This is a genomic window from uncultured Sphingomonas sp. (assembly GCF_964237335.1).
Classification (GTDB): Bacteria; Pseudomonadota; Alphaproteobacteria; order Sphingomonadales; family Sphingomonadaceae; genus Sphingomonas.
In genome coordinates this window covers 33,393-50,816 of the sequence record NZ_CAXSHM010000013.1, presented here as the reverse complement: position 1 = coordinate 50,816, position 17,424 = coordinate 33,393, and the positions used below count along the sequence as shown (strand labels likewise).

Sequence of the window (17,424 nt, the reverse complement as noted above, 5' to 3'; positions counted from 1 at the left end):
CGGCCGGGTCAGTAGCCGGAGGGTTCCGCGTCCAGCTTGGCGAGGAACGTCGCGGCCTGCGCGCGCACCTCCGCCTGCGTCTCCGGCGCGAACCGGCGCCAAGTGGCATAGGGGTTGCGCATCCGCCGGTTGCCGGCGAGTTTCTCCTCGTTGCGCGCCATGAAGTCCCAATAGAGCGCGTTGAACGGGCAGGCATCCTCGCCGACGCGCTTGGTCACGTCGTAGCGGCAGTTGCGGCAGTAATCGCTCATCCGGTTGATGTACGCGCCGGAGCCCGCGTACGGCTTGGACCCGAGCAGGCCGCCATCGCCGAACTGGCTCATCCCCAGCGTATTGGGCAACGCCACCCATTCATAGCCGTCGATGTAGATCTCCAGATACCAGCGATGCACCTGCGCCGGGTCGGCGCCGATCAGCAGCGCGAAATTGCCCGTGATCATCAACCGCTGGATATGGTGCGCGTGCGCGGTCGCCATCGTCTGTCCCAGCGCTTCGGCGAGGCAGCGCATGTCGGTCTCGCCCGTCCAGTACCAGCGGGGCAGCGGGCGGTGGGCGTTGAGGAAGTTGCGCTTGATGTAGTCCGGCCCCTCGCGCCAATAGATGCCGCGCATGTACTCGCGCCAGCCGATCAGCTGGCGGACATAGCCTTCGACCGAGTTTAGTGGCGAGCGGCCGGCGCGATATTCGGCCTCTGCCCGATGGGCGAGGTCGAGCGGATCGAGCAGTCCGGCGTTGATGTAGGGCGACAGGATCGAGTGCCACAGGAACCGCTCGCCGACGAGCATCGCATCTTCGTAATCGCCGAACTGCGGGAGCGCGTGCTCCATGAAATACGCCGTCTGCCGCTCCGCATCCGCCGCCGTCACCGCATAGTCGAAGTCGTCGAGACTGCCCGGATGATCGGGGAAGCGCGTCGCGACCAGCGCCAGCACCTCGGCCGTGATCGCGTCAGGCGGAAAGGCGAGCGGGCGCGGCATCAGCAGATCGGCCTTTGCAGGCTTGCGGTTCTCCTTGTCGAAGTTCCACCGGTCACCAGTCGGCTTCGCGCCGTCCATCAGCAGGCCGGTCTTCTTGCGCATGTCGCGGTAGAACCACTCCATGGTCAGCTCCACGCGGCCTTCCGCCCATTTCTCGAACTCGGCATGGGTCGCGATGAACCGCGTGTCGGGCCGGATGTCGACGGGGATGCCGAACAGCGTCTCCCACGCCTGCTGCATCGCCAGCACGCGCCATTCGGCGCCTTCCGTCGTGACGATCCGCTCCGGCGCGATCTCGGAGACAATGCGCGCGACCTCGCCGGTGAAGCTGCCGGAATTGTCCGGGTCGTCGAGCGCGACGTAGCGTACCTGCCATCCCGCAGCCCGCAGGGCCTCGGAATGGTGGCGCATCGCTGACAGGATGAACGCGATCTTGCGCTGGTGGTGGCGGACGTATGTCGTCTCCTCCGCCACCTCCATCATCAGCACCACCGCGTCCGCCTGGTCGACCCCGTCGAGCGACGACAGCGAGGGTGAAAGCTGGTCGCCCAGCACCGGGATCAGGATCGTCATGGCGCCGGTGGTATCCTCGCGGTCGACGCCTAGATAGGGGCGATGACGCCCGTTTACCTAGGCCAGCCCAGCCGCCTTCCCGCCAGCCCCGACGAGGCTGCGCTCGACTATGTGCCCAACCCGCGCGCCGGCTCGCGCTATCTCGTGCGGTTCGCGGTGCCCGAGTTCACGTCGCTGTGCCCGGTTACCGGCCAGCCGGATTTCGCGCATCTCGTGATCGACTATGTGCCCGACGCGACGATCGTCGAATCGAAATCGCTCAAGCTATTCCTCGGCAGTTTCCGCAATCACAATGCGTTTCACGAGGATTGCACCGTCGGTATCGGCGAGCGGCTGTTCGGGGAGATGAGGCCGCATTGGCTGCGGATCGGCGGCTATTGGTATCCGCGCGGCGGCATCCCCATCGACGTCTTCTGGCAGAGCGCAGCGCCGCCTGCGGACATATGGCTGCCCGATCAGGGCGTCGCTCCCTATCGCGGTCGCGGCTGAGCCATGACCTGAGCTCTGTTGCAACGCGGCATCATCGCAACCATCTTGGGAGAAGATCGTTCATCGCCGGTACAGCCAGCGACTGTCGGTCGCTCAGGAGGATCGATTTCGGTGAGCCAGCATGTCGCGACGGTCGATCACATTGCCCTGATCGGCAACTTTCTTCCCCGCAAGTGCGGGATCGCGACGTACACCACCGACACGTACAAGGCCCTGCGCGCCAGCTTCCCGGATCTGGCGATCGACGTATACGTGATGGACGATCACCACGCGCCCTACGCCTATCCGCCCGAGGTAACGCGGAGCATCCCGCAGAACGACCTAATGGCGTATCTCTCGACGGCGCGAGCGATCGAGGAGAGCGGCGCCCAGGCGATCTGGCTCCAGCATGAATACGGCATCTTCGGAGGCGCGGCGGGCGAGCATATCCTGACGCTGCTCGATCGGACGTCCCTGCCGCTGATCGTGACGCTCCACACGGTCCTCGAGCGGCCAAGCGCCGACGAGCGTCGGGTGATGGAGGGGCTGTTGCGGCGGGCCGCCAAGGTGATCGTGATGGCCGAGAAGGGTCGCGAGATCCTCCAGCGCGTGTACGGCGCCAATCCGCGCTCGCTAGCGATGATCCCCCATGGCGTGCCGGATCGTCCGTTCCACGAGGCAGACGAGTTCAAGGAGCGTTTCGGCTGGGCGGGCCGTCAGGTCGTGCTGACCTTCGGGCTGCTCGCTCCTAGCAAGGGCATCGAAACGATCATCCGTGCGCTTCCGACGGTAGCAGCGGCGCATCCTGCGGTGCTGTACGTGGTACTCGGCGCGACGCATCCAAACCTGGTCGCGTATGAGGGCGAGGCCTATCGCGACCGGCTGGTGGCGCTCGCGGCCGAGCTGGGTGTCGGCGGGAACATCCAGTTCTTCGACGCTTTCGTCGAGCATGACGCGTTGATCGACTATCTTCAGGCGGCGGACATCTACGCGACGCCCTACGTCAATCCCGCGCAGATCACGAGTGGGACATTGTCCTATGCGGTCGGCGCCGGCAAGGCGGTGGTCTCCACGCCGTACGTCCATGCGACCGAGATACTGGCTGACGGTCACGGCGTGCTTGTCGACTTCGGCGACAGCGAGGGGTTCGCGCGTGAGATCAACGATCTGCTCGGCTCCGATCGCAACCGCAGCCGCTTGTCGCAGCGGGCGTATCAGCGCGGTCGCACGATGATCTGGTCTCGGCTGGCGGAGCGTGCGATGGTCGAGATGGAAGCGGCACTGGCGACGAAGCCACGGCGTATCGTCTCTGCGGGCAACGCGCCGGCACGCGCGCTGTCGCCCGACTTCGCGGCGGTGGAGCGGATGACTGACTCGACCGGCATGCTCCAGCACTCGATCTATTCGGTCCCCGATCGGCGTCACGGGTACTGCATCGACGACAACGCCCGCGCGCTGATGCTGACCCACATGATCGCCGACATGCCGGAGGATCAGCGCGATCGCTGGACGACGATCTACGCGTCGTTCCTGCAATATGCGTGGAACCCGGATCGCCGCCGGTTCCGCAACTTCATGAACTTCGACCGGACGTGGTGCGAGGACGTGGGGTCGGAGGACTCCAATGGCCGTGCGCTTTGGGCGCTCGGCATCACCGCGCGCGATGCGAAGGTCCGCAAGCACCGGGACTGGGCGATCGCGATGTTCGATCAGGCCGGCAGCCTGGCGCTCGAACTGCAGAGCCCGCGTGCTCAGGCGTTCGCGATGCTCGGCGCGGCGGCGATGCTGGAGGCGCTGCCAGGGCACGAACTGTCGCGCACCATCCTCGCCCGCTTCCCCGACGAACATCTGGCGCTCCTGGCCGAGGCGCGCCGGCCCGAGTGGCGCTGGTTCGAGATCGTGCTCGCTTATGACAACGCCCGCCTGCCGCAGGCCCTGATCCGCGCCGGGCAGGCGCTCGGGCGCGACGATCTGGTCCGTTGCGGCCTCGACACGCTCGACTGGATCGTCGGCATGCAGACGAGCCCCGAGGGCCGGTTCCGCGCGATCGGCACCGAGAGCTTCGGCCGTCCGTATGAGGAGCCGCTCGCGTTCGATCAGCAGCCGCTCGAAGCGCAGGCGACGATCGACGCGTGCGCCGCCGCGCATGACGCGACCGGCGATCCGCGGTGGATCGAGGAAGCGACCAAGGCGTACCGCTGGTATCTCGGCTCCAACGATCTCGACCTGCCGCTCGCCAGCCAGAGCGATGGCGGCTGTTTCGACGGGCTGATGCCGACCGGCCTCAACCGCAATCAGGGTGCCGAGTCGATTTTGGCGCTGCAAATGGCATCCTGTGCGATTTCGGGGCTTTCGCAAGCGTCCGCGGGCGTGGCAGGGACGGAGCGCGCCGTCGCCTGATCGCCCGGCGCCGACAGGGTAATCGGGGCGCAGCGCAGGCGTGAATCTCTTCAATCACCAGTTGCGGCTGCATGCCGACCCGTCGCGGGTCGTGGTGCGTCCCTTTCACCTCGCCTGGGCGCCGACCGCCAACGGACCGAGCCGTGCCGAACGGCTGGTGCGCGAGGTGCTGGAGATGTCGCCGGGCGAGGCGCGCGATCAGCTTGAGTTGGTGCTGCGCGATTTCGAGGCGCGCCACTGGCAGACTCGGCGCGTGTTCATGACCCGCTACGACGAGATCGAGGACGTGATGCGCCTCGACGGCGCGGAGATCGGCGACGAGAAGCGACAGCTGATCGGCGCCTATTTCTGCCACGAGTATAGCTATGCCGCCGCCGCGCTGATGAACCCGAGCGCGGTGCCGCATTTCGACCAGTCGGGCATGCCGGCGGGGTCGATGCGCATCCTGATGTCGCTGCGCGCGGTGGGGGAGGGGCATATCTCGTCCGTCGCCTTCCGCGAGGGGATCATCACCGAGAGCCACGAGATGACGCTGGCGCCCGAGCCGCCGTTCGCGACCGCGACCGACAGCCCCGGCCATGGCGAGGAGGAACTGCCCGAGGGGCCGGTGACGGTCTATCGCCACCGCGATTCGACGTTATCGGGGACGGTCATCTTCCCGATCACGCGCGCGCAGTCGAAGGGGCTGGAGGACCTGCGCCTCGTCCAGTTCGAGCATGGGGACGGCAGCACGGAGTGGCTGGGCACCTATACCGCCTACAACGGATCGATCATCCAGTCCGAGCTGATGCGCACCCGCGACTTCCGCTCGTTCGATCTGGTGCCGATGACGGGCAGCGCGTCGCGCAACAAGGGCATGGCGCTGTTCCCGCGCAAGGTGGGCGACAAGTACATGATGATCGGGCGGCAGGACGGGGAGAACCTGTTCCTGCTCCAGTCGGACAGCCTGACGCATTGGGACGAGGGCGCGATGATCCTGAAGCCCGAATATCCCTGGGAACTGGTCCAGATCGGCAATTGCGGCGCGCCGCTGGAGCTGGACGAGGGCTGGCTGCTGCTGACGCATGGCGTCGGCGCGATGCGGAAATATTCGATCGGCGCGGTGCTGCTCGACAAGCGCGATCCGTCCAAGGTGATCGGGCGGACGAAGCTGCCTATACTGGCGGCGGCGGACCAGGATCGAGAGGGGTATGTGCCGAACGTCGTCTATACATGCGGCGCGATCAAGCATGGCGATACGTTGTTCATGCCTTATGGAATTGCGGACAGCTCAGTGGGGTTCGCGTTCGTGCCGGTGAAGGAGATGTTGAACGCCATGGCGTAGGCGCGGCTACGCCCGCGCCGATGCCGGGAAAGCGGCACCGCGATGGTCGGCTGTTCAACGTCACGCCAGTGGCTCTGCCTTCTATGCTTCATCTTTCATCGTTGCTTCTTTCCATCGTCACCCCGGCCTTGAGCCGGGGCCCCGCTTCTTCAGACCAACGCCGATCCGAGGTCTCGCCAGTCGCGATTGTCCTTTTCGATCAGCTCGAACTTCCACTCGCGCCGCCAGCGTTTCAAACGCTTCTCGTGCGCGATGCCGTTTTCCAGAGTGTCGCATCGTTCTGCCCACACGAGCCGAATGAGCCCGTATTTTCGACAGAATGTCGATCCCGCACCGCATCGATGCTGCTCAACACGCCTCGCGAGATCCGCGGTGACGCCGACGTACATCGTGCCGCGATAGCGGTTCGCCATGATGTAGACCCAACCGCCGAGCCGATCGTCCATACAAGGCTAGAAAAACAGCGGGGCCCCGGGTCAAGCCCGGGGTGACGATGGAGCGGAGGGCAGGCGTCCTTGGGTAACCACCCCCCGCGCTCGCCGGTACAACCACCACGTCAGCGCCAGGAACAGCGCCGTCCCCCCACCCAGCGCCCACGACCCAAACCCGTCCCCCACCACCGCCAGCGGCGCGTCCGTTCCCGCCGCCGCGACGATGCCCGCGAACGCCACGCCCCACAGGCTTTCGCCCACGATCATGCCCGTCGCCATCAGGATGCCCGTCCGCCGCGCGCCTTCCGGGTCTCGCGTCCCGTCCGCCCAGCGGTCGTACAGATGGCCGAGCACCGAGCCCAGCACCACGGGCAGCGTCACGCTCATCGGCAGGTAGATGCCGAGCCCGACGCCCAGCGGCGGCAGGCGGAGCAGCTTCGCGCGGCCCAGCCCCTCGTCCACCGCTACCGCGGCCACGCCCACCACCACGCCCCAGCCCAGCATGGCCCAGTTGAGGTCCCCGCCCAGCACGCCCTTCGCCAGCGCCGAGATCAGCGCCGCCTGCGGCGCTGCCAGCGCGTTCGGCCCCGCGCCCGGCATCCCGGCGAAGCCGAACGAGCGCATCATCAGCTCCAGCACCGGCGGAACCACCAGGCTGCCGAAGCCGACGCCGATCAGCAGCGCGACCTGCTGCTTCCACGGCGTCGCCCCCACTAACTGCCCGGTCTTCAGGTCCTGGAGATTGTCGTTGGAGATGGTCGCGACGCCGAAGACGATGCCGGTCACGATCAGCGCATAGGCAACCAGCGCCTGCGTCGTGCCCACCGGTTGCCCGCGCCCGAACAGCCCGACGAGCATCAGCGAGGCGGCGAGCACCGACAGCACGCCGATCCCCGACACCGGCGAGTTGGACGCGCCGATCAGCCCGGCCATGTACCCGCACACCGCCGCGATCACGAGGCCGATGACGAGCACGAAAACCAGCGCGCCCGCGATCAGCACGAACGCCGATCCCGCCAGCGGCCCACCCGCTATCACCGACCAGAGCAATCCCGCGATCGGCACCAGCACCGCCACGCTGCCGCCGACCACCCAGCCGAACGGCAGGTCGCGCTCCTCCAGCGCAACGATCTCGTCGCGGCCGCGCGCGCGCGATGCTGCGAGCGACGAGCGGATGCCGCCCAGCACCGGCCCGGCGATCTTCGCCAGCGTCCACACCGCCGCGACGCCGATCACGCCCGCGCCCAGGAAGCGCACGTCGGTGCGGAAGACGCCGCCGGCCCAGGCCTCCAGCCCGACGCCGGCCGCTGCGGGAGCGTGCGCGGTCAGGATCGGCAGCGCGATCCAGAAGCCGGTCGCGATCCCCGCCAGCATGGCCAGGCCGACCGACAGGCCGACGAGATGGCCGACGCCCAGCAGCGCGAACGACAGGCTGCCCGACACCTCGCTAGCGCCCGGCCCCACGCGGAACACCTTCGTCGCCTCCGCCACCGCGAGCCGGGTCTGCGTCAGGATCGCGAAGCCGGCCGACACCGCGGAGTTCAGCACGATGACGCGCAGCCCCGCCGCGCTCTCCTCCGCTCCTTCGCGGTCGCCGGCGCCGATGCGCAGCACCTCGGCGGCGGCATGGCCCTCGGGATACGGCAGGTCCGTATCCACCACCAGCGCGCGGCGGAGCGGCACGGAGAACATGACACCCAGCACGCCGCCGGTCGCGGTGATCCCCGCCGTCTGCCAATAGGGGAAGCCGTGCCACCAGCCGATCATGACGAGGCCGGGCAACACGAAGATGATCGCCGCCAGCGTGCCGGCCGCCGACGCGACCGTCTGGACGATGTTGTTCTCCCAGATCGTCGCGCCGGGCAGATAGCGCAGGATCGCCATCGAGATGACGGCGGCGGGGATCGAGGTCGCGAAGGTGAGCCCTACCTTCAGCCCCAGATAGACGTTGGCTGCGGTGAACAGCAGCGTGATGAACCCGCCGAGCAGGATGCCGCGCAGCGTAAGCTCGGCGGCGCCCGCGGGGCGGGGATCGAGGGTCGTCGGCTCAGCCACGGGCGGCTCCGGTCGCGGTACTGTGGCGGGGCGATCGGCGAAGTAGGTAACAGTAGGTAACACCAAAAACACTCTGTGCGCGCCGTGTCCGATAGCCGGACCTTGGGCATCTGCGGGTTGCGAGGCGGGCGGCGGCTTTGAGCGTGTGGTCGATCATCCTCCAAAGGATGACAGAAGGCGCCGATGTAGGACAGGGGCGAGTTCAGGACATCCTCGCGATATCCTGCGTAAGTTGTCGCGGTCACTTTGCTCGTCACCCCGGACTTGTTCCGGGGTCCAGCGCGGTCCGCTCCAAGCGGCGTGTGGGACGCGGACGACGCTGGATGCCGGAACAAGTCCGGCATGACGTAGGAGGGTGGGTCGACACCCCTGGCCCCGCTGGCTACCCGCGCCACGAACGACCGGGAGATACCGACATGGCGGAAGCGTTGCGCGTGGGGCTGGCGGGGCTGGGGACGGTCGGCGGCGGGGTGATGCGGTTGCTGGCGGCGAACGGCGAACTGGTCGCGCGACGCGCCGGCCGCGCGATCACCGTGACGGCGGTGTCCGCGCGCGACCGGCACCGCGATCGCGGGATCGACCTGTCGGGCGCCGAATGGGTCGACGATGCCGCCGCGCTCGCGCAACGCGAAGACGTCGACGTGGTGGTGGAGCTGGTCGGCGGCGCGGACGGCCCGGCGCTGGTGCTGGCGCGCGCCACGCTGGCGGCGGGGCGCCACCTCGTCACAGCGAACAAGGCGATGATCGCTCACCATGGCCTGGAGCTCGCGCGCGCGGCGGAAGGCGCCAAGGGCGGCGTTGGCGTCGCGCTCAAGTTCGAGGCGGCGGTCGCGGGCGGCGTGCCGGTGGTGAAGGGGCTGCGCGAAGGCGCGGCGGCGAACGAGATCGTCCGCGTCGCGGGCATCCTCAACGGCACGTGCAACTTCATCCTGACCAAGATGGAGGCGGAGGGGCGCGACTTCGCGGACGTGCTGGCGGAGGCGCAGCGGCTGGGCTTCGCCGAAGCCGACCCGAGTTTCGACATCGACGGCGTGGATGCCGCGCACAAGCTGGCCATCCTCGCGAGCCTCGCGTTCGGCACGCGGCCGGCGTTCGACCAGGTCGCCGCGACCGGCATCCGCCACGTGCTGGCCGCCGACATCGCGGAGGCGGCGGCGCTCGGCTATCGCGTGCGGCTGGTGGGGATCGCGGAAGCTGGGCCGCCCAATGGAGGCGGGGGCCTCTTCCAGCGCGTCCATCCGCATCTGGTTCCGCTAACCAACCCGCTGGCGCATGTCGCGGGGCCGCTCAACGCGGTGGTGGTGGAGGGCAATTTCGTCGGGCAGTTGCTGTTCCAGGGGCGCGGCGCAGGCGACGGCCCGACGGCGAGCGCGGTGGTGGCGGACCTGATCGACATCGCGCGCGGCGAGTTCGGGCCGCCCTTCGCGATGCCGGCCGAGTCGCTGGCCGAGGCACCGGCGGCGGACGCGGGTGAGCGGCGCGGGCGCGCGTACCTGCGCTTCACCGTCGCGGACAAGGTGGGCGTGCTCGCGGAGATCGCGGCGGCGATGCGCGACGCAGGCGTCTCGATCGAGAGCCTGATCCAGCGCGGACCCAGCGCGGTGCCGGGCTCCGACGGGCATGTGCTGGTGGCGATCGTCACCCACGAGGGCCCGGAGCGCTGCGTGGCGGCGGCGCTGGAGCGGCTTCGTGGCTCCCCAAGTCTCGCAGGCCAGCCCTTATGGATGCACCTTCTGTGACACGTCGACCGGCGGGTCGTCTTCCAGCGGGATGGCGACGCGGCCTGTCTTGTCCGGGTGCTTCGCGAACGCCTTCTTGACGAGGTTCGAGGCGCCGCCGAGCAGCGCCGGGATCGCATAGCCACCGCCGCCGATCGGGCAGCCCTCGCCATAGGCGCCGCATTCGGTGCCGATGCCCGGCCCGTCCAGCGCGACGGCGGCGCTCATGTCCGGGTTTGACGGCACCGCATGGTCGGGCACGCCGCGGAACTGCGGCAGCGGCAGGCGGGGTGCCAGCGTCTCGGGCCGCCCGCACACCACCACGTCGCCGCCGTCGTTGCTCGCGTTGGCGCAGGGTTTGGCGAGGATGTCGATCTTCTCGCCTCCCGCCGCCGGCGGCGTAGGCGGCGCAGCGGCGGAAGCCGTCGCGGCCTGGAGGAGGAAGAGCAGGGGGGCGATCATGTCAGGCCCTCCGCTGTCCACCGTCACCCCAGCGAACGCTGGGGTCGCTGCGTGTCAGGGTACGCGCGCGGCAGGCAGATGCCAGCGCTCGCTGGGATGACAGGATGGATGGATGCCTCACCCGACCCGCGCCACGCCCAGCCGGGGGATCTCGATCGCGGGGCAGCGGTCCATCACCACCTTCAGCCCGGCGGCTTCGGCGCGGGCGGCGGCGGCCTCGTTCACCACGCCCAACTGCATCCATATCGCCTTGGCGCCGATCGCGATCGCCTCGTCCACCGCGTCGCCGGCCGCGTCCGAGCGGCGGAAGATGTCGACCAGGTCGATGGGGTCGCCCAACTGCGACAGGTCGCGGAACACGAACTCGCCGTGGAGGTGCTCGCCGGTGATCTGAGGATTGACTGGAATGACGCGGTATCCGTGCGCCTGCAACGTGCGCATCACGCCCCAGGACGGCCGGTTCGGCCGATCGGAGGCGCCGACCAGCGCGATCGTACGGGTCTCCTCCAGCAGCGCCTTGATATCCTCGTCACGGGTCAGCGGCATGATCTGTCTCCGATGGGCGTAACGCGGCGGGACGGCGAGGGTTCAGTGCGCATCCAGCCAAGCGCCGACCTTCGCTGCCAGCGCCGAGAACACCCGATCGCCCTCCACCGCCGCCGGCGGCTCGCCCGCGTCGGAGGCGCGGCGGATCGCGATGTCGAGCGGCACGCGGCCGAGGAACGGGATGGCGAGCTCGCCCGCCGCCGCTTCCGCGCCGCCGTTGCCGAACGGGTCGGACGTCTCGCCGCACGCCGGGCAGACATAGCCTGCCATGTTCTCGACCAGGCCGACGATCGACACGCCCGCCTTCTGGAACAGGTCGATCGCGCGGCGCGCATCGATCAGCGCCAGGTCCTGCGGCGTCGAGACGATGACGGCACCCGTGGGGCGATACTTCTGGATCATCGTCAGCTGGATGTCGCCCGTGCCCGGCGGCAGGTCGAGCAGCAGCGTGTCGACCGCGCCCCAGTCGGCGTCGACCATCTGGCCCAGCGCGCCCGCCGCCATCGGCCCGCGCCAGGCGACCGCGCGGCCGGGCTCCACCAATTGCCCCATCGACAGCATCGGCACACCCCAGCGGGTGCGGACCGGGATCATCACCTTGTCCCGCGCCTCGGGCCGCTCGCCCTCCGCCTGCATGAGGCGGGGCTGGGAGGGGCCGTAGATGTCGGCGTCGACCAGCCCGACGCGGCGCCCGGCGCGCGCCATCGCGACCGCCAGGTTCGCCGACAGCGTCGACTTGCCGACCCCGCCCTTGCCGCTGGCGACCGCGATCAGCCGGCGGTGAGTGCGTTCGCTCGTGAGCGCGACGCGGACCTCCGCCACACCCGCCACGCCGACAGCCGCGGCGCGAACCGCGGCCTCCAGCACATCGCGCGCGGGCGCATGAAGGCCGGTCACGTCGAGGATCACGTCGGCGCGCGCGCCCGTCAGCCGCGCGGACGCGCGACCGCCCGCGACGGTGGAAAGTGCGTGAATGAGGGTGTCCTGTGTCATCGCCGGTCGACTTAGGAGCGCGCGCCCGGCTTGCCACTGTTTTTCCCGTCTGCTCAACCTATAAAGAAGGGCATGACGATCTCGATGGGGTGGTTCCAGCGCGCGCCCACGCTTCATGCAGACCAGCCCAAGGGGCCATGGGGTCCGGGCCAGAACGGTTCGGGCGGCGCTGGCAGTGGCGGCGACGGCGGCGTTCCCGGCGCGCGGGGCGGTCCGCGCAATCCCTGGTCGGTGCCGCCCAAGGCCGCCAAGCAGACCGCGCTCGACGACTTCCTGCGCCGGGCGCGCGGTGGCGGCGGTGGCGGCGGGCCCCTGTTGCCGCACACGGCCAACGCGCGTGCGCTATGGGGCATCGGCGCGGCGCTGATCGTCGCGGTGTGGATCCTCTACACCTCGATCCATCCGATCGGGCCGCAGCAGCGCGGCGTCGTCACCTATTTCGGCGCCTATGAGAAGACGCTGGAGCCGGGGATCAGCTTCACCCTGCCGGCACCGATCGCGGATGTGACCAAGGTCGACGTGCAGAACATCCGCACCGATGATCTGCCGGCGGACGGCGAGGGCAGCAACGGCGAGCGGCCGATGCTGACGCGCGACGGCAATCTGATCGATCTCGCCTGGTCGGTGCGCTGGAACATCAACAATCCCGAAGATTACGTCTTCCAGATCAAGGACCCGCGCGAGACGGTGCGCGCCGTCGCCGAGAGCGCGATGCGCGAGGAGGTGGCCAACGTCACGCTCGACGAGGCGCTGGGGCCGGGCCGTACCGCGATCGAGGGGCTGGTGCAGGAGCGGATGCAGCGCATCCTCGACGGCTATCGCTCGGGTGTGCGGATGGAGGGCGTCGCGATCAAGCAGGCCGATCCGCCCGCGACCGTCAACGACGCGTTCAAGGACGTGACCGCCGCGCAGTCAGACGCGGCGAGCGCGCACAACCAGGCGACGTCCTACGCGCAGCAGCGGATCGCGAAAGCACAGGCCGAGGCGGCGTCGTTCGACGTCTATTACACCCAGTACAAGCTCGCCCCAGAGGTGACGCGCCGGCGGATGTATTACGAGACGATGGAGGCCGTGCTGGCCGATACCGACAAGACGATTGTGGAGCCGGGCGGCGTGATGCCGTACCTGCCGCTTGACCGTGCGCACAAGCTGCCGGACGCGGCGGCGCCCGACGCCGCGGCGACCGCGCCCGCTTCGGGGGGTGGCCAGTGAACCCTGTCCTGCTGCGCAACCCGGTGGTGATCGGCATCCTGGCGCTGCTGCTCGTGATCGTCGCGGCGGCGACTTTCGCGATCGTGCCCGAAACCGAGCAGGCGGTGATCCTGCGGCTCGAACGGCCGGTCGCGGTGGTTAATCCGTATCGCGCGAGCGAGACGTTCGGCGACACGGGCGCAGGTCTGATCGCGCGCATCCCGTTCGTCGATCGGCTCGTGTGGGTGGACAAGCGCGTGCTCGACGTCGACGCGGAGAACCAGCAGGTGCTCTCGTCCGACCAGCAGCGATTGGAGGTCGACGCCTATGCCCGATTCCGCGTCATCAATCCGATGCGGATGGTCAACACCGCGCGCAGCGTCGAAGGCGCGCGTCAGGCACTGACGCCGCTGCTCGCTTCGGCGATCCGCAGCCAGATCGGCAAGATCCGCTTCCAGGTGCTGCTCAGCCCCGATCGCGACAAGGTGATGGAGGCGATCACCGCACGGTTGCAGCGCACCGCGTCGCAATATGGCGTCCAGATCGTCGACGTCCGGATCAAGCATGCCGACCTGCCGTCGGGCAGCCCGCTCGACCGTACGCTGGAGCGGATGCGGACCGCGCGCCAGCAGCAGGCGGCGTTCACCCGCGCGCAGGGCAACAAGGACGCGCAGATCATCCAGGCGAACGCCGACGCGCAGGCCGCGCAGATCTATGCCCAGGCGTTCAACAAGGACGCGTCCTTCTATGACTTCTACCGGTCGATGCAGTCGTATCGGCAGACGTTCATCCCGGGCCGCGCGGGCACCGGGCCCAAGGGCTCGACGAGCTGGGTGCTGTCGCCGAACAACAGCTATCTCAGGAACTTCGAGAACGGCGGCCGGTGACGCGGCCGGCCAAATCCGTGCCGGCGCCCGCCTTTCGGGCCCGTTCATATTCAATCCGCGTTCAGGCAGGGACGGGCATGGATCGCCCAACGATCGCCTGATGTCGCGTCCCTTGCGACCCGAGAGGAATTGACCACCGTGCGTTACGCCTACGCCCTCACCGGAGCCCTGTTGCTCGGCGGTACCGCCGCGACGCTTGCCATCCAGCACCCCGCCGACGCGCAGGCCGCGCAGAACGAGCCGGGCGCGATCCAGGCGAGCGCGCCCCGCGCCGGCGCGCCGATGAGCTTCGCCGACATGGTCGCGCGGCTGCAGCCGGCGGTCGTCAACATCTCGACCACGCAGAAGGTCACCGTTCAGCAGCAGCAGAACCCGTTCGCGGGCACGCCGCTGGGCGAGCTGTTCGGGCAGCAGTTCGGCGAGCCGGGCGGCGGCAGCGGCAGCGGCGGCACCCCGGTGACGCGCGAAGCGCAGTCGCTGGGATCGGGGTTCGTCATCTCGCCCGACGGCTACATCGTCACCAATAACCACGTCATCGCCGCCGGTATGAAGGGCGCGACGGTCGAATCGATTAAGGTCACGATGACGGACCGCAAGGAATATGTCGCGCGGCTGGTGGCGCGTGACCAGGCGAGCGACCTGGCGGTGCTGAAGATCACCGCGCCCGCGCCGCTGCCGTTCGTCAAGTTCGGCGACTCCTCGCGCGCGCGCGTCGGCGACTGGGTGATCGCGATCGGCAACCCGTTCGGGCTCGACGGCACCGTCACCGCGGGCATCGTCTCGGCGCTGCACCGGTCGACCGGGCTCGGCGTCTACGATCGCTTCATCCAGACAGACGCGGCGATCAACCAGGGCAATTCGGGTGGCCCGATGTTCAACATGAACGGCGACGTGATCGGCATCAACTCGCAGATCCTGGGCAGCCAGGGCGGCGGCAACATCGGCATCGGCTTCGCGATTCCAGCGGAAGAGGCGAAGCCGATCGTCGAGAAGCTGCGGGCGGGCGGCACGATCAGCCGCGGTTACCTGGGCGTCCAGATCGGGCCGGTGGACGACGACACCGCCGGTGCGCTGGGTGTCTCCAAGAACTCGGGCGAACTGATCGAGAGCGTCGAGCCGAGCGGCCCCGCCGCCAAGGCCGGCCTGCGCCAGGGCGATGTGGTGACGCGCGTCAACGGCACGGCGGTCACGCCCGACACGTCGCTGTCGTATCTCGTCGCGTCGGTCATGCCGGGCGGCACCGCGCGCCTGGACGTGATCCGCGACGGCAAGCCGGCCAGCGTCACCGCCACGGTCGGCACGCGTCCGTCCGAGGAGGCGCTTCTGGCGCAGCAGGGTGGGGACGACGATGGCGACGGCATTCCGGACGACACCGGCGGCCAGGCGCAGCCGTCCGCATCAGCTCCCCTCGGCCTGACCGTGCAGACGCTGACGCCGGCGATCGCGCGCTCGATCGGCGTTGCCGACGGGACAGCGGGCGTGGTCGTCTCGGCGGTCGAGCAGTCGAGCGACGCGGGCGCGAAGCTGAAGCGCGGTGACGTCATCAGCGCGATCAACTCGGCGCCCGTCCGCACGCCTGCGGACATCGCGCGCGGCGTCGCGGCGGCCAAGGCAGCGGGGCGATCGCAGGTGCTGCTGTTCATCACGCGTGGGCGGACCCCCGGCCATTACGTCCCGGTGAAGCTCAAGAGCTGATCGGCGGTCGGTCGAGCGCGCAAGGGGGCTGTCGCGAGGAATCGCGGCGGCCCTCTTTCATTTCGGGCCTGTCCCGGATGTGATCGCAGGGCTATGTCCCGCCCGGCAGTGCCTATGCTGGCATGCTGGAACGAAAGGCGCGACGCATGACCCTCGATCTCGACACGGGCCGCGACGGTTCCGCCGACTGGAACGCGGTCGGCGAGACGCAGCTGGCCGACGCGATCGATCTGCGCCGCGCGATCCACGCCGATCCGGAGATCGGGCTCGCCTGTCACCGCACGACCGCCAAGATCAAGGCGGCGCTCGCCGGCCTGCCGCTCGAGTGGCGCGAAGGACCTTCGACCAGCGGTGCGGTCGCGATCCTGCGCGGCGGGGGCAATGGTCGCACGGTCTTGTTGCGCGGCGACATGGACGCGCTGCCGATGACGGAGGAGACGGGACTGCCGTTCGCCAGCCGCATCCCCGGCGCGATGCACGCGTGCGGGCATGATTCGCATACCGCGATGCTCGTCGGCGCGGCCAAGGCGCTGTGCGCACGCGCTGAATCGTTGCCCGGCACCGTCGTCTTCATGTTCCAGCCGGGCGAGGAAGGCTATCATGGTGCGCGTCACATGATCGCCGACGGCCTGCTCGCCGATCCCGCGCCCGACGCCGCCTTCGCGCTCCACATCACGCCCAACCAGCCGGCCGGCGTGGTGGTCAGCCGGGCGGGAACGCTGATGGCCTCCACCGACACGCTGCGCGCGACCATCATCGGCCGCGGCGGCCATGCCGCGATGCCGCACGACTGCATCGATCCCATCCCGGTCGCCTGCGCGATCGTGATCGCACTGCAGACGCACGTCGCGCGCGTTGTGCCCGTCACGGATCCCGCCGTGCTGACGATCACCAAGTTCAACGCCGGCAGCGCGCACAACATCATCCCTGGTCAGGTCGAGCTGCTCGGCACGATGCGGACGCTGTCGGAAGCTACCCGCATCGGCTTGCGGGCCGCGTTCACGCGGATCGTCGAGGGCATCGCCGCCGCGCATGGCGCGACCGGGGTGGCGGATATCGAGCCGGGCTATCCGGTGACGGTCAACGATCCGGGCGCCGTCGATCTGGTGCAGGGCTGCGCCGTCGCGCTGGGCGGCGAGGACGCGTGGCGGATCATGCCGCCGATGATGGGGGCGGAAGACTTCTCCTATGTTCTCCAACAGACCCCGGGCGCCATGTCGTTCATCGGCGTCGCGCCCGAGGGGAGCGATCCTGCGACCAACCCGCCGCTCCACAACACCCGCATGACGATCGACGAGCGCGTGATGGCGCGCGGCATCGCGCTCCATTGCGCGATGGCGGAACGGTTCCTGGAGGGCGGGCTTGGGTAAGTCCCTCGTCACCTCGGCCTTGAGCCGAAGGCCCGCTGCTTCTCGCCGCCGTTGAAGAAGCGGGGCCCCGGCTCAAGGCCGGGGTGACGCAGAAGGCATATCCGACGTCACCAGCCGGCTTGGCCAGCCGATGCGCACCAGCAGCTCGTCCGGGCCGTTGAGCGCGAACTCGTACATGCCCCACGGCTTGTGCGTCGGCCGCTTCTCGCGCTCGATGATCTCGCCGGCGAATGCCGCGGCGAGGCGGTCGACCTCGTCGGTGTAGAGATACACGCCGAACGGTTGCGGCCCGGCACCAGCCAGCCCTCGACGGCGGGCTGGAGGTGGATCTCGC

At 69.0% G+C, this 17,424-nt stretch carries 15 protein-coding genes; 8 read left to right on the top strand and 7 right to left on the bottom strand.

Annotation, left to right across the window (positions count from 1 at the left end; translation table 11 throughout):
- Nucleotides 1–8: 8 nt before the first annotated feature.
- Nucleotides 9–1,550: a cryptochrome/photolyase family protein gene (locus ACFE65_RS08520; protein ID WP_375381930.1), complete on the bottom strand. Its 1,542-nt coding sequence runs from the start codon at nucleotides 1,548–1,550 to the stop codon at nucleotides 9–11.
- A gap of 42 nt (nucleotides 1,551–1,592) precedes the next feature.
- Here ACFE65_RS08520 and queF point away from each other — a divergent pair, with 42 nt between their 5' ends.
- The 3 genes from queF to ACFE65_RS08505 all read left to right on the top strand — a co-directional run bounded on the left by queF (nucleotide 1,593) and on the right by ACFE65_RS08505 (nucleotide 5,742).
- Nucleotides 1,593–2,039, top strand: a complete 447-nt coding sequence (gene queF, locus ACFE65_RS08515; protein ID WP_375381929.1) for a preQ(1) synthase — start codon at nucleotides 1,593–1,595, stop codon at nucleotides 2,037–2,039.
- Nucleotides 2,040–2,150: 111 nt separating this feature from the next.
- Nucleotides 2,151–4,418 carry a glycosyltransferase gene (locus tag ACFE65_RS08510; protein WP_375381928.1) on the top strand — a complete coding sequence of 756 codons (2,268 nt, stop codon included), beginning with the start codon at nucleotides 2,151–2,153 and terminating at the stop codon, nucleotides 4,416–4,418.
- Nucleotides 4,419–4,458: 40 nt separating this feature from the next.
- Nucleotides 4,459–5,742 (top strand): glycoside hydrolase family 130 protein, encoded by a 1,284-nt coding sequence (locus tag ACFE65_RS08505; RefSeq protein WP_375381927.1) that lies wholly within the window; start codon nucleotides 4,459–4,461, stop codon nucleotides 5,740–5,742.
- A gap of 149 nt (nucleotides 5,743–5,891) precedes the next feature.
- Here the strand turns inward: ACFE65_RS08505 and ACFE65_RS08500 are convergent, their stop codons facing one another.
- A complete protein-coding gene (locus ACFE65_RS08500; RefSeq protein WP_375381926.1) occupies nucleotides 5,892–6,188 on the bottom strand; it encodes a GIY-YIG nuclease family protein in 297 nt (98 codons plus the stop codon).
- Nucleotides 6,189–6,218: 30 nt separating this feature from the next.
- Nucleotides 6,219–8,228 (bottom strand): OPT family oligopeptide transporter, encoded by a 2,010-nt coding sequence (locus ACFE65_RS08495; protein ID WP_375381925.1) that lies wholly within the window; start codon nucleotides 8,226–8,228, stop codon nucleotides 6,219–6,221.
- 416 nt (nucleotides 8,229–8,644) lie between these two features.
- On the opposite strand from ACFE65_RS08495, the gene ACFE65_RS08490 reads away from it, so the two are divergent.
- The gene (locus ACFE65_RS08490; RefSeq protein WP_375381924.1) at nucleotides 8,645–9,967 is read left to right on the top strand and encodes a homoserine dehydrogenase; all 1,323 of its coding nucleotides are present in this window, start codon (nucleotides 8,645–8,647) and stop codon (nucleotides 9,965–9,967) included.
- Here ACFE65_RS08490 and ACFE65_RS08485 read toward each other — a convergent pair.
- From ACFE65_RS08485 to ACFE65_RS08475, 3 genes are all read right to left on the bottom strand, one after another.
- Nucleotides 9,947–10,408: a hypothetical protein gene (locus ACFE65_RS08485; protein WP_375381923.1), complete on the bottom strand. Its 462-nt coding sequence runs from the start codon at nucleotides 10,406–10,408 to the stop codon at nucleotides 9,947–9,949. The two genes, ACFE65_RS08490 and ACFE65_RS08485, sit on opposite strands and share 21 nt — an antisense overlap.
- 117 nt (nucleotides 10,409–10,525) lie before the next feature.
- Nucleotides 10,526–10,954, bottom strand: a complete 429-nt coding sequence (locus ACFE65_RS08480) for a CoA-binding protein (protein WP_375381922.1) — start codon at nucleotides 10,952–10,954, stop codon at nucleotides 10,526–10,528.
- Nucleotides 10,955–10,996: 42 nt separating this feature from the next.
- Nucleotides 10,997–11,947, bottom strand: a complete 951-nt coding sequence (locus ACFE65_RS08475) for an Mrp/NBP35 family ATP-binding protein (RefSeq protein ID WP_375381921.1) — start codon at nucleotides 11,945–11,947, stop codon at nucleotides 10,997–10,999.
- Between the two features lie 72 nt (nucleotides 11,948–12,019).
- Here ACFE65_RS08475 and hflK point away from each other — a divergent pair, with 72 nt between their 5' ends.
- From hflK to ACFE65_RS08455, 4 genes are all read left to right on the top strand, one after another.
- On the top strand, nucleotides 12,020–13,159 hold the full coding sequence (hflK, locus tag ACFE65_RS08470; RefSeq protein WP_375381920.1) for a protease modulator HflK: 1,140 nt from the start codon (nucleotides 12,020–12,022) through the stop codon (nucleotides 13,157–13,159).
- Nucleotides 13,156–14,025, top strand: coding sequence for a protease modulator HflC (gene hflC, locus ACFE65_RS08465; RefSeq protein WP_375381919.1), 870 nt, complete (start codon nucleotides 13,156–13,158; stop codon nucleotides 14,023–14,025). Before hflK ends, hflC begins: the two co-directional genes overlap by 4 nt.
- A gap of 138 nt (nucleotides 14,026–14,163) precedes the next feature.
- Nucleotides 14,164–15,720 (top strand): Do family serine endopeptidase, encoded by a 1,557-nt coding sequence (locus ACFE65_RS08460; RefSeq protein ID WP_375381918.1) that lies wholly within the window; start codon nucleotides 14,164–14,166, stop codon nucleotides 15,718–15,720.
- A gap of 146 nt (nucleotides 15,721–15,866) precedes the next feature.
- Nucleotides 15,867–17,090, top strand: coding sequence for a M20 family metallopeptidase (locus ACFE65_RS08455; protein WP_375381917.1), 1,224 nt, complete (start codon nucleotides 15,867–15,869; stop codon nucleotides 17,088–17,090).
- Between the two features lie 72 nt (nucleotides 17,091–17,162).
- On the opposite strand, the gene ACFE65_RS08450 is transcribed toward ACFE65_RS08455, so the two are convergent.
- Entirely contained in the window at nucleotides 17,163–17,363 is a 201-nt protein-coding gene (locus ACFE65_RS08450; RefSeq protein ID WP_375381916.1) for a hypothetical protein, read from the bottom strand.
- Nucleotides 17,364–17,424: the final 61 nt, after the last annotated feature.

What these genes read in the sequence shown, in the direction of transcription:
- ACFE65_RS08520 (WP_375381930.1), bottom strand. Translation starts at nt 1,550, where the DNA reads ATGACGATCCTGATCCCGGTGCTGGGCGACCAGCTTTCACCCTCGCTG.
- queF (WP_375381929.1), top strand. Translation starts at nt 1,593, where the DNA reads ATGACGCCCGTTTACCTAGGCCAGCCCAGCCGCCTTCCCGCCAGCCCC.
- ACFE65_RS08500 (WP_375381926.1), bottom strand. Translation starts at nt 6,188, where the DNA reads ATGGACGATCGGCTCGGCGGTTGGGTCTACATCATGGCGAACCGCTAT.
- ACFE65_RS08490 (WP_375381924.1), top strand. Translation starts at nt 8,645, where the DNA reads ATGGCGGAAGCGTTGCGCGTGGGGCTGGCGGGGCTGGGGACGGTCGGC.
- ACFE65_RS08485 (WP_375381923.1), bottom strand. Translation starts at nt 10,408, where the DNA reads ATGATCGCCCCCCTGCTCTTCCTCCTCCAGGCCGCGACGGCTTCCGCC.
- ACFE65_RS08480 (WP_375381922.1), bottom strand. Translation starts at nt 10,954, where the DNA reads ATGCCGCTGACCCGTGACGAGGATATCAAGGCGCTGCTGGAGGAGACC.
- ACFE65_RS08475 (WP_375381921.1), bottom strand. Translation starts at nt 11,947, where the DNA reads ATGACACAGGACACCCTCATTCACGCACTTTCCACCGTCGCGGGCGGT.
- hflK (WP_375381920.1), top strand. Translation starts at nt 12,020, where the DNA reads ATGACGATCTCGATGGGGTGGTTCCAGCGCGCGCCCACGCTTCATGCA.
- ACFE65_RS08455 (WP_375381917.1), top strand. Translation starts at nt 15,867, where the DNA reads ATGACCCTCGATCTCGACACGGGCCGCGACGGTTCCGCCGACTGGAAC.